Genomic DNA, 12,106 nt, shown 5'->3' on the forward strand with positions numbered 1-12,106 from the left:
CACGCGGAGGAAATCTTCCCCCGCGCCCCTTTCGGCGTGGGGGGACGACGCCCCTCTAAATGAAAAAGCCCCGAACAATGTTCGAGGCTAAAAAAATGCCGAGGGAGGGAATCGAACCCCCCACGCCGGCCTTTTCAGGGCCGCGCTCTACCAATGAGCTACCTCGGCGATAAAAATTCAGGAATTAACTCGTGTTATATAATAACATAAAACGCCTAAAAAGCAAACCAGAATATTCGCCTCTTACCTGACCGGCTCTACCGCTGGAGATGTTTTTGCTTCTTCCAGTATCTTGATCAGCATATCCTGGGCCAGGTTTATATTAGGCATATGCAGCTTATTGCGGCTGGAGACCCTGATCCGTGTAGTAGCCGCGGTCAACTTGCTGAATCTTACCCAGACCTTTGAACCGGAAACTTCGACTTCAATATTCCCGCCGCCGTAGTTATCCTGCTTGATCGTGCCTTTTATCCTGCACACCCTTATAGCCGCGTCCCAGAGTTGGTCATATGCGGTATCCGTATCCCCTTGGATAGTATCCTTGCCGGCCGCGTACATACCGACCCCACCCGCAGCCACACCCAGCAATAAAGTCTCCACGCATCCCGCGGCGCTTACCGACAGAACAACCAGAACCAGCCCTGTTAACCACTTACTCTTCATTTAAGCTCCTTTTTTGAAAATACCTTCATGAAACAAAAGGTTGCTAATATTATTATGATGCCCCAGGTAACACCAAATAACAGCCAACCGCCCGCGTTCATACCTTACTTTCTGCCTGGCGCTTTTTCTTTTTCCAAGCGATCTTTATCAAAACCGCTAAAACCGCGATAATTAAAAAGATCCCGATCCTAACAGCTAAAACAAACGGCCGGTCAACCGCATTTACTTTCTGCATGGATATGATCGGGATCCATTCCTGCCATAACCAAGCCCCCAGTATCGCCAATAAAAATAACGGAGTAATGTACTTGATGATAAACTTGTATATCCTGGGGATATTCAGGTCCGCCCCCTTATGTATTTCGTCCCAGGCCTTATCCATGCCAAAGACCCAGACAAAAAGCACTGTTTCTATGGCGGCGCATAATACCAGGAAGAATGTCCCGCCCCAGAAATCCAGTTCATCCACCACCCCGTTCTTCAGAAAAAATATTGCCGGCTGGCAGAGGATGAATGTGACCACGCCGAATATCACCACAGCCTTCTTCCGGCTTATATTGAATTCATCTTCCAGGAATGTAACTGCCGGCTGGGCCAGAGACACGGCGGAAGTGATCCCGGCCAGGAATAATAAAAAGAACCAGATAAAACCGAATATCGCGGGCCAAGGCAGTTTATTCAAAACAAGCGGCATTGTCACAAACCCCAGGTTGAACACCCCGGACCTGGCTATAGACTGGATATCCCCCGGGCCGAAGAAAACAAAAGCCGCGGGAATAATAATACTGCCGCCCAGAATAACCTCGGCTATTTCATTAGTGCTGGCCGCGGTCAACCCGGATAATACCACATCGTCGCCTTTCGACAGATAACTGGCGTACGTAAGTATAACACCTATGCCTACGCTTAAGGTGAAGAATATCTGCCCTGCAGCCTCCAGCCAGACCTTGGCCGAGAATAGCGCCGAGAAATCGGGGTTCCACATAAATCCCAGGCCGTTATAGATATTCCAATCCGGCTTTGCCGGATCAGGCGCGCCCAGAGTAAAGACCCGCAGCAACAAAACCACGCCGCAGATGAACAAAAGCGGCATTGCCCATTTGCAGAACCGTTCTATCCCGCCTTTGATCCCGTTATAAATGACCCATATGTTCAGGGCAAAAGTAATGACAAAGAACAGATACGCCGGGCCCAGGCCGTTAAAATATTGGTTATGCTCGATCCCCTGAAAACCCCTTAAGAAACTCTGCATCCCGGCCTGATCTGCCAACCCGCTGTATCTGCCGGTCAAGGAAAAAACGCTGTAAGCCAGGGTCCAGGATTCAATGAAGGCGTAATAGGTGAATATCACCAGCGGTCCGAATATACCGATCACGCCGAAATATTTAATGAACCTGTTTTTTTGCAGAAGATTATGGAATATTCCCGGGGCAGTGCCGTGGCCGAACCCGCCGCCGAATCTGCCCAGCGTCCATTCGATCCATATCAACGGAATGCCCAAAAGGAACAAAGCTACCAGATACGGGATCATGAACGCGCCGCCGCCGTTGGAAGCGGCCTTGGCAGGGAATCGCAGAAAATTACCCAGGCCTATGGCAGAGCCGGCTACAGCCATAATTATACCTAAACGCGAACCCCAGTTTTCCCTTTTCTGCGCCATCTCCCCTCTTAACTGTCTCGCTTCATTATATATACCAACTTCTGTTTTTTCAAGCACTTAATAAACCAGCCCTGAATCTACGGTCATACCAAACAACACCCGGAACAGTTTCGCTATAGTGACCAGCCCTTTCTGGTCCCCTACCCTAACAAGACCCGCAAATCTTGCTTATAGATAGTCAACGGGGTTGTGCGGCGTGTTTTGAGCGGCACATAAGGAAATCAAGCGATGACGCGAGAAATATGCCGCCAACCCCTTAATTTTTATAAAGGCACTCCTATATCCGCGACCACAATCTTTCCGCAATAACGCGGCCCGGCGCCAATGGTCATCCCGCGCTTCATGGCCGCAAAAGTAATGGTCTTATCCGCCTTAACGCATGAACCGAGGACTTTCCCGGTTGTCGCGTCCAGGCCGGAAGGGATATCAACGGAAAGGATGTAAGCCTTGGAAAAATTTATCAGATCGATCAACTCTTTGTATATGCCCCGCGCTTCACCGGACAACCCCACGCCCAACAACGCGTCAATAACCGATCCGTAATCAAAAAACCCGCGCTTTATTAAACGCAGGTCCCTGGCGCCGACTTCGACAACCTTCTGTTTCAGCCTTATGAGTATATCCAGATTGGTTCTTGCCTGGCCGGCAACATCGTCGATCTTCCCGGCCAGGAATACCGTTGGCTTTATCCCAAGCGATAGAAGATGCCTGACAGCGACGAACCCGTCACCGCCGTTATTCCCCTTACCGCAGACAACCGCGATCTTCCCTTTAGAAAATTTACCCGCCTCAACCGCTACCGCCCTGCCGGCATTCTCCATCAGGGTCAAAGTGGATATGCCCAGATCCATCTGCGCCCTGCGGTCTATCTCTTTAGACTGCCTGGCAGTAAGCAACCGTTGCCCGGATTTGTTCACGCTCATTTCTTTAAAGTATCCGCGGATCCTTCTTCCACCCTCTTAAGCTCCACATCAACCTTTTTTGCCTTTAGCGATTTGTCCAAAGCCCCGAATAATTTAGCCGAGAACGATTCCCTGGCAAATGTGCTTGGGGAGCTAACCTCGATCTTTGTCCTGCCTGAAGATGCCGATGTTAAGAACAACCCCACAGGGGTAGTATCGGTAGAAGTGACATAAACAGCGATAAAACTCCTGTTTTTATCCTTGGCGTACACATACGCTTTCATATCTTCCAATATAGACATCACCTTTTTATAACAAACAGGGTGATCATAGGCGAATTCTTTTGCCACAGCCTTGGGCCTGCCTTCCTCGAGCACCTTAGTGGAAGTGCCGGCAAACCCTCTCCAGACTTCTTTAGGGCTGGCGCATCCGCTAAAAATAAATACCCCGAAAAACATTACCAGCGCAAATCTTTTCATTTAAGACTCCTCAAATTTGAGTTGTGACAACAACAAGAATTTTACTCCGGGTCCGCCAACGGACGAGGAGTCCATCATTACTCCCCGATCAATTTCCATATCTTATCCAGTTTAGCTCTGGTTTCTTCTTCGCCCCTTTGGGCGAATTCAGCCGAACGATGCAATTCCAGCCAATGCAGGCCGGCAGTATCCGGATGCAGGACAAGATCGGCGAATTGCGCCTCTTTCAAAGCCACCTCTGACTGCATTATCTCGAAACTGCTGAAGATTATATCCAGGATATTGTTCTTCAGCTTTTCCTTCAGGAAATTCTTCAGATTGAACCAATCTTTCGGGATAACGCCTTCCGGGCTGGCCACCTTTGATTTCAATTGTTCATACTGCCTCAGAATATCTTCCCGCGAAGGGGTAACATTAACAGCAATGATCTTCTTGACCCCCATCTCAAAAAGCGGCTCGGTAGGCAACGGGTTGATCACGCCTCCGTCAAAGAGCATTTCTTCCTTCATCTTAAAAGGAGCGAAGACCCCGGGCATAGAGCAACTGGCCATAAGTGCGTCCACAAGAGACCCTTTGTCAAAAACCCGCGGCTCTTTCCTTTTCACGTCGCTGGCGATTATCTTCAACGGGACCCGGACATCATAGAACGTCTTGCCCCCCAGATGCCGTTTCAGGAAATTATATAATTTATTCCCCTTGATGAACCCCAACAGAGGGAAGGTGAAATCCAGCAGGCTCCAGATATATTTTGGCTCCCGGAATTCCCGGGTTATTTCCAGGATCTCCCCGCTGGACTTTCCGATAGCCCAAAGGCTGGCGATGACCGCGCCCATACTTGCCCCGGAGATCACATCAATAGGGATCTTTTCATCCTCGATAACTTTAAATACGCCGATATGACAGAAGCCGTAAGCGACTCCCACGCCCAAAGCCAGGCCTACCAGGCAGTCGCCTTCCTGCCTGGAAATACGGCGGATCACCTTGGAATACTCAAAATCCGGCTTTTCCAATACCAGCCTGCCGGAAACACGACACTCTATTTTGGGGAGGCTGGCGAAGATATCATGCCCCAGCAGAACGGATTTTTCGTCGCAGACGCTCTTCGACGGGCTGTTCCGGTTAATGATCACTTTTATCTTTTCCGCCGGGAAGTAAAAATCCGCCTGCAGGCGTTTTATCAGTTTTGCGCTGCTTTTCAGGTCAGGGGCCCTCGGGCTGGTCAGGATATGGATTATATCCGCCTGGTTCAATACCGCCAAAACCCCTTTTTCCCTTGAACAAGGCAAATCCAGGATAACATAATGGTAATCATTGACCAGAAGACTCAATATATCTATAACAGCCCCGGCGTTAAGCTCTTTTTGCTTATCATAGGCCAGATAAACCAGGTCGATACCGAACTTGTCCTTTAATATGTAATCCTTTATGTCTCTCGGGCGGGCCGACCTGCCGGATAAATTAAAAACGCGGTAATCAGGAGGGGTCTTTAAAAGCCTGGGCATGCGATGGCACTTGTCCTGCGGACAGATATCCACTATTACCACGGACTTATGCGCCTCCCTGGCAATGCTGAACGCGAGGTTAGAAGCATAGATGGTCTTTCCGGCATGAGGATACGAGCTTAGCGCGGCGATAATAGTGCTTTCGAAGATCTTTTTCTGGTGCAGGTCCTTGCGTTTGAGCCTGCGGGAAAGGGTCTTGCTAAGGTCGATCCCAAGACGGGGTATCCTTTTCATAAACCCTTCAAAATCTTTTCTGGAAATGGTCAACAACAGGCAATCGTTCAAAGCCCGGGCAGTGACCGAATGCGCCTCCGCCGTCAATACGGATATTATGCCGAAATATTTGCCCCGGTGCAGGTATTCCAGTACCGTCTGTTTGCCATAATGGTCCTGCGAAGAGATGACCACCCGGCCGCGGATGATAAAATAAAGATACCCGGCGGCAGAGCCCTCCTTATAAATGACCTGGCCTTTCTTGAATTCAACTACCCCGGACTTCATCCGGATGACCCTGCGCTCCTGGCGGCTAAGCCCGGAAAAAAGAGGCAGCTCTTTTATCACATAATCAAGATTAACCCTTTTCATCATCCAGCCTTCCTGAGGCGCAAACCTGCGCAAAACTTTTCGCGCTTTCACGAACCGAGCGTTGCTGGTCCCGGTAATCCACGGCGATCAACCCGAAACGCGGAGCAAATCCTTTATCCCATTCAAAGTTATCCATCAACGCCCAGTAGATATACCCTCTGACCTGAACACCCGCGCTGATCGCCCGGGAAACGCTGGTCAAATGTTCCCGTATATATTCCCATCGCAAAGTATCGTCCTCGGTACAAATGCCGTTCTCTAAGATAAATACCGGGAGTTTATGCCTGCGTAAAGATAAAAGGAGATAGAACAATCCACGAGGATATATCTCCCACCCCAATGAATTCTTTTTGAGACTGTCGTGCCCCCGGTCACAGACACTGCTTAGCAGATCATCCACGGTCCAGGCCCGGGTATCCACCAGCTGCCTGGTGTAATAATTAATCCCTATGAAATCAAGCGATCTGCAGCGGATCAGTTTATTGATGAAACAATGATTAAAGAAATAATTCCTCAGATGAGCCCCCAATCTGTCCCGTATACTCCTGCTGCAGGGAACAAACGCGATCATATTATGGGCTATACTAACCATGGGAGAAGTAAGGCCATTCTTGAGGTAAAGCTTGTGGATCAACCGAAATGCGCGGATATGGCTTTCAGCGAGGTTGGTTTTGACCTTCCGGGCCTTGGCATAGGATCTCTCCTGGGGGGGCCAGTCGCCTTTGATGTAGGAAAAATAGGTATAAACCATCGGCTCGTTTATGGTAACCCAGAATCTCACCTCTGAAGCCAGACGGGCGACTACATATTCAACGTAATGCAGGAAGTATTCAACGGCTTTCTTATTCTCCCAGCCGCCCAGGCGCAGAAACCATATAGGATTGGTAAAATGATGCAAGGTGACTATCGGCTCTATATTGCGCTTTTTTAAAGCACAGATCACCTGGCGGTAATGTTCTAACGCCTCCTCGCTGAATTCCCCCTCGGCAGGCTGGATCCGGCTCCATTCAATGGAAAAACGATGGCAGTTGTGATTCAGGCTTTCAGCCAGATCGAAATCCTGTTCATAATACTGATAATGCCGGCAAGCGTCTCCGGAAAGGCCTTTCCCTCCGCCAGCCTCTTCCCATTGCCACCAGTCGCAGTTCTTGTTACCGCCTTCAACCTGGTGAGCCGAGGTAGCCGCGCCCCAGAAAAAATCTTTTGGGAATTCGATCATAGGTTTTATTATAACACGGGCCAAAAAAAATCCCAACATTTCTGTTGGGATTGTTTTAAAATAAGCCGATAAAGGCATTGCTGCCTTATCTGTAGCGGTAACCCAGCCACCATATTAACCGCCCGCCAAAAACAGCGGGGATAACTTAGGTCTGTGGCTTTGCCCCCGGAGCGGAAGAAACGGATCGCGCCGCTCCAGGAGTCCCGACGATATGTTCAACCATCGCCTCGATCGGGACGCCCCCCGGTTTCCCAGGGTTTGCCTTTATCGGCATATTAAATATAACATAGAACTGCCGGTTTTTCAAGCCCCCGAGGGTTTTTATTCGCCGCCCTGAGCATCACTTTCCGCTGAAGCCTTGTCCATATACTGGCTCAGTACGCTCCAGGTCTTAGGGCCGACCTTTCCGTCTACCGTAAGACTGTTAGCGGCCTGAAATTCTTCGATGGCTTTTTTGCTCTTCGGACCGAGTTTTCCGTCTATAGAACCGCCGTAATAACCTGCGCTCCTGAGCGCGGACTGGATCTCTTTAGCCGCCGGCTTGTATGGCCCGGACGGGGGCAAAGATCCCATTTTGGCTTCAGTAGTAGATATCACCGAAGCTACGGGCTGCGCCTCTTGGAAGGCGTCCGCGGAAGAATCTGTTACTGCGATGGTCTCGGTTTTAAGCCTGTTCAGGTCCTCGGGAGACATCGGTTGCTGTAATTCTTCAAGGGTAGGCTCATTTTTAGAGCAACCGCCAAGCGAAATACCCAGGGCTAAAACTAAAATAATAAATCCGTATTTTCTCATCTTTTCTTTATTCCCCCTTTCTGATAATTCATTTTAATGCCTGTCTTGAAAAAATCAAGGTAAAATATTACGCGGCCGGGCCGGCCAGCCTCTGCCTGACCAGTTCGCTGACCAGTTTACCGTCAGCGCTACCCGCGATCCTGGCAAGGACTTCTTTCATCACCCTGCCCATATCCTTTATCCCTGACGCCCCTAAAGACGCCGCTGTTTCCTCGACGATCTTCTTTACCGCCTCAGCGGAAAGCTCCTCAGGCAAATAGGCCTTTAATATATCCAGTTCTTTTTTTTCTTTCTCCGCCAGTTCGGGGCGGCCTCCGGAGGTAAATTGTTCAATGGAATCCTGGTGCTGTTTGATCATTTTTTTCACCACTGCCAGCGATTCCGCATCCTCCAGCTTGTCCTTCTTCTTTTCCAGCGCCGCATAGCTTATCTGGGCGCGCAGAAAACTCAAGGTTGAAACAGCCAAAGCATTCTTGTTCTTCAACGCATTCTTATAATCGATCATTAACTTTTCTTCAAGCATAGTCATCTCCTTGAGCACGGGCTCAACACCGACTTTTCCGATAAAGTCGGGTGTAAAATACCTCGTACTTAACACCAACCTTTCCAATCAGGTTGGGTGTAAATACCTTTGACTCAACACCGACTTTTCCGATAAAGTCGGGTGTAAAATACCTCGTACTTAACACCAACCTTTTCAATCAGGCTGGGTGTAAAATACCTTTGACTTAACACCAACCTTTTCCCGCAAAGGCGGGATACTGGCGTAACCATTTACGCCAGGTGCCAATTAGGCCGGGTGTATATTAGAATAACACCAGCTCGCGGAAGGCCCTCAGCCTTTTTTCCAGGTCATTGAGCCGTAACCTCGCGGTCTTTTCCACCCCAAACCCTTCCACATTGAATGAGGCGGCGATCGTCCCGTATCCCAGGGCCCGTTTAATGCTCATACGATCAAGCTTCTTCCTGGTCGAAAGGTAGCCGATGAACCCGCCGGCAAAGGTATCTCCCGCGCCGGTAGGATCGATCACTTTATCCACAGGATAAGCCGGCAGGCAGAAAACAGAACTGCCGCCGCAAAAAATCACCCCGTGCTCCCCCTTTTTTATCAGAACCATCTTAGGCCCGAGCTTTTCCAGACAGCGCCCCGCTTTTATCAGGTTACTCTCCCCGGTCAGATCCCGGGCTTCCTGATCATTAGCCACATAGATATCCACGCGCTTAAACAGCTTTAAAAGGGCCTGTTTCTTGTTATGTATCCAAAAATTCATGCTGTCCAAACCGATCAGCCGGCTATCAGGCATATAATCCAAGAGCCTGGACTGGATATCCGGATCCACATTGGCCAGGAAAATATTTTTTATCTTGCTCTGCCTCGGCTCGATCCTTGGGGAAAAACCCAGAAGCACCCCTAACTGCGTATCTTTGGTCAAGGCACAATTCAGGTCGCCTTCATACTCCCCCTCCCATTTAAAGGTCTTGCCGCTTGAACGGATCAGCGAATCCAGGATCACGCCTTTTCTTCTCAAGAATTCGATATGCCTGGCAGGGAAATCTTTTCCGACTATAGCCGACAAATGCACGTCGGTAAAAAGCCTGGCGGACATTGAAAAATGCACCGCCGAACCACCGAGCATATGTTTGCGCAGGCCATGCGGGGTTTTGACCGTATCCAGAGCCACTGTTCCTAAAACCAGAATGCTCATTATCTTCTCCTAAACAGATCAATGAATGAATAAAAAAACCGCCAGAGAGACCGCGATACAGTAATAGCCGAAATAATGAAACCCGGCTTTATCCATAACCTTCTTCAATAACGCCAAAGCCAATAGCCCGGATAGAAAACTGACCGTAAAACCGATAGCCATAACCAACAGGTTCCCTTTTAAGACGGACCCGATATCCTTTGCCTCTAAGATCCCTGCTCCTAAGATCACCGGCAATCCTACTATGAATGAAAGAACAAAGCTGGCGGACCGATCCAGCTTGCGGAATAACAGCGTGGATATGGTCACCCCTGAACGCGAGATCCCGGGGATGATCGCGATAGCCTGGGTAAAGCCCAGCACGGTCGCGTCTTTAAGATTGATCTCTTTTCTCTTTCCATCCATTGCTTTCTTGGTAAATAAAAGCAACAGCCCGGTGGCGAACCAGGCCAAGGCAACCGCCCGGGGGCTGGAAAACAAACCTTCAAAAAACTCTTTCCCTAATAAACCCGCCGCCCCGGTAATGAACGTCGCCAGCAAGATCAATAATATCAATCTGGCATTACTGAACGCCTTCAAGATCTCCCGAAAAAAGAAAACCAATATCGCCAGCAATGTGCCTATGTGCAGGATCACGGATAAAGCCACTTCTTGCCCGCTCAAACCTAAAAGCCGCTGGCAGATCACCAGATGCCCGGAGCTGCTTACCGGCAAGAACTCGGTCAACCCCTGAATCAAACCTAAAATAATGAATTTAAAGACCATCTCTCGGATAATAGGATTTTATATCTGGCTCATTGCTATTTCTACCAGGCCGGGATCCCAGCCATGGCCGACCAATTCAGCCTCTATCTGGCGAAGCTCCATCCCTTGTTCTTTCTTGCGGGAAATAAACACCGCTAAAACAGTAAGATTGTACCTCTGGTTGGCGTTCAAAGCCAGTCTTATTTCTTGGGCTTTTTCCGGGCGGTTAAGCAGGTAAGCAATTACCGCAAATCCCAGCGGGATAAGCATCAGCGTTAAAGATCCCCAAAATAGATACCCCGGGCTTTTCCCCAATATATACGCGGCGGCGGCCCAGAATACGTCAAAAAGGTAATGCGCGACGATCAGGGGAATAAGCCCGTATTTGATAAAAATAAACCCGAGAAATAACCCGATCAGGGTAACCTCTATTCCCCTGAACCATACGGGGAATATCGCGTATTGCGTGTGGCCAAACCCCCAGATCGCCGCGCTCACGCATACGGCGATCAGGGTGCTGCGCAGGTATTTCCTGAGCCAGGTTATTCCGAAGAGCCGAAAGACTATCTCTTCGGTAAAGCTGGCGGTCAGGCCGATCGCCAACGCGCTCAAAAAGGGTATATACGCCGAAGAAAACTGGGTTAATTTCAGCCATTGCTTCCAGACCCCGAAATACTTCTGCCCTATGAAGAATAAACCGGCCTGCAAACCGATCATTATCAGGAATATCAGATAACCCAAGGCGATATTCCCCGCCATGCCCCTGCCCCAAAAAGTAGACCGTATAAAATAAAAAAACGTGTTCCCCTGGCGCAAGCCCGGCGCGTCCTGATGCAAGGACTCCCCCGCCATCCCCGGAATGATAAAGATCACGCTTATGAACAGGACATTCATCAAAGAACGCAGGAAATATATGCCCAGGTATGAAGACAAAGATACGCTGGTAGAGTAATTGCTGAACACGGCCTGGAGATTATTGAAGGCCGCAGCGATATTTACTGCTGCCAGAAAAAACGCCAGATAAATAAACCATTTTCTGGAAGTGGCTATCACTATGCCCGAAAGCCTGGTGATAGTATGGATTATTGCCATAACCACCAAAGCGATGAACATAATATAAGAAAAATTAAAAACGTATTCGCCCACCGCCAGTTGCCGGTCAAGATAACGGTAAAATTTCTCCGGGATATCCAGTATATTGCGATAGAACGACCTTACCTCATCGCCCGAAACAACAGCCCCGATAATTACTTTTGCCCCGCCCTCATTCTGGCCCCAGGGCAGATAAACGCCCTTCTTCTCCCAGGAAAAGCTGTAATCAACGCGATTATCCAGCTTCTTCGCTTTTTCCTCGTTAAAGTCATAATCCCGGGGATTAAGCCCGCAATTCGTCTTAAGGAAATCTTCGGCTATCGCCCTGGCGTTCTCTTTGCCGTTATCCGGCCTTGATTCTATATCATCGATTCTGTGCTCAAAAAAGAAGACATCCCCGCTTTTCGGGCTGATCTCCAGGGTATATTCTTCTTTTTGCAATTGCCGGAAGAACCTTACCCGCCAAAAGAACAATTCGCCGCCGTGTTCCCTGAGGAATTTCTCCTCGTTTTCCGGGCCGACGGTCTTCTGCAAATAAGTATCCGCCCAGTCATTGGCCAGGAATATCACGGACCTAAGATAACCCCGGCAAACCACGCCTTTGCCGTTCAAATATTTTTCCGCCCTGGCCAGGGCTTGCTTCTTATCGATCGACAGGTCAACGAATGAAAATTCCGGGTAAGCGCACTTTAGCCACACCGCCAGGCCCAAGGCCGCGATTACCGAGAACAAGGCCCACTCTTTGAAGGAGATCTTCATATT

Annotated in this window: 11 protein-coding genes, 1 tRNA gene and 1 riboswitch; all 12 genes read right to left on the reverse strand. The window is 49.3% G+C overall.

What is annotated here, in order from left to right; translation table 11 throughout:
* Positions 1-96: 96 nt before the first annotated feature.
* Positions 97-168: transfer RNA gene (locus tag M0R35_01275), tRNA-Phe, on the reverse strand.
* Positions 169-243: 75 nt separating this feature from the next.
* Positions 244-663, reverse strand: coding sequence for a DUF3568 domain-containing protein (locus M0R35_01280; protein ID MCK9594292.1), 420 nt, complete (start codon positions 661-663; stop codon positions 244-246).
* 97 nt (positions 664-760) lie between these two features.
* Positions 761-2,323, reverse strand: coding sequence for a sodium-dependent transporter (locus M0R35_01285; GenBank protein MCK9594293.1), 1,563 nt, complete (start codon positions 2,321-2,323; stop codon positions 761-763).
* Between the two features lie 263 nt (positions 2,324-2,586).
* A complete protein-coding gene (locus M0R35_01290; GenBank protein MCK9594294.1) occupies positions 2,587-3,246 on the reverse strand; it encodes an NAD(P)H-hydrate epimerase in 660 nt (219 codons plus the stop codon).
* Complete coding sequence (locus M0R35_01295) at positions 3,243-3,704, reverse strand: hypothetical protein (GenBank protein MCK9594295.1); 462 nt, start codon at positions 3,702-3,704, stop codon at positions 3,243-3,245. The genes M0R35_01290 and M0R35_01295 overlap by 4 nt, the downstream gene beginning before the upstream one ends.
* A 77-nt stretch (positions 3,705-3,781) precedes the next feature.
* Positions 3,782-5,842 carry a patatin-like phospholipase family protein gene (locus M0R35_01300; GenBank protein MCK9594296.1) on the reverse strand — a complete coding sequence of 687 codons (2,061 nt, stop codon included), beginning with the start codon at positions 5,840-5,842 and terminating at the stop codon, positions 3,782-3,784.
* Positions 5,778-7,010 (reverse strand): glycoside hydrolase family 1 protein, encoded by a 1,233-nt coding sequence (locus M0R35_01305; protein ID MCK9594297.1) that lies wholly within the window; start codon positions 7,008-7,010, stop codon positions 5,778-5,780. The genes M0R35_01300 and M0R35_01305 overlap by 65 nt, the downstream gene beginning before the upstream one ends.
* A 93-nt stretch (positions 7,011-7,103) precedes the next feature.
* A riboswitch (cyclic di-GMP riboswitch) is annotated at positions 7,104-7,283 on the reverse strand.
* A 48-nt stretch (positions 7,284-7,331) separates the two neighbouring features.
* A complete protein-coding gene (locus M0R35_01310) occupies positions 7,332-7,802 on the reverse strand; it encodes a peptidoglycan-binding protein (GenBank protein ID MCK9594298.1) in 471 nt (156 codons plus the stop codon).
* A gap of 67 nt (positions 7,803-7,869) precedes the next feature.
* A complete protein-coding gene (locus tag M0R35_01315) occupies positions 7,870-8,325 on the reverse strand; it encodes a GatB/YqeY domain-containing protein (GenBank protein ID MCK9594299.1) in 456 nt (151 codons plus the stop codon).
* A gap of 283 nt (positions 8,326-8,608) precedes the next feature.
* Positions 8,609-9,508 (reverse strand): PfkB family carbohydrate kinase, encoded by a 900-nt coding sequence (locus M0R35_01320; GenBank protein ID MCK9594300.1) that lies wholly within the window; start codon positions 9,506-9,508, stop codon positions 8,609-8,611.
* A gap of 18 nt (positions 9,509-9,526) precedes the next feature.
* Positions 9,527-10,273 (reverse strand): undecaprenyl-diphosphate phosphatase, encoded by a 747-nt coding sequence (locus M0R35_01325; GenBank protein ID MCK9594301.1) that lies wholly within the window; start codon positions 10,271-10,273, stop codon positions 9,527-9,529.
* An 18-nt stretch (positions 10,274-10,291) separates the two neighbouring features.
* Positions 10,292-12,103: a CPBP family intramembrane metalloprotease gene (locus tag M0R35_01330; GenBank protein MCK9594302.1), complete on the reverse strand. Its 1,812-nt coding sequence runs from the start codon at positions 12,101-12,103 to the stop codon at positions 10,292-10,294.
* Between the last annotated feature and the right edge of the window lie 3 nt (positions 12,104-12,106).

It is taken from the genome of Candidatus Omnitrophota bacterium (assembly GCA_023227985.1).
Lineage (GTDB): Bacteria > Omnitrophota > Gorgyraeia > Gygaellales > Profunditerraquicolaceae > JALOCB01.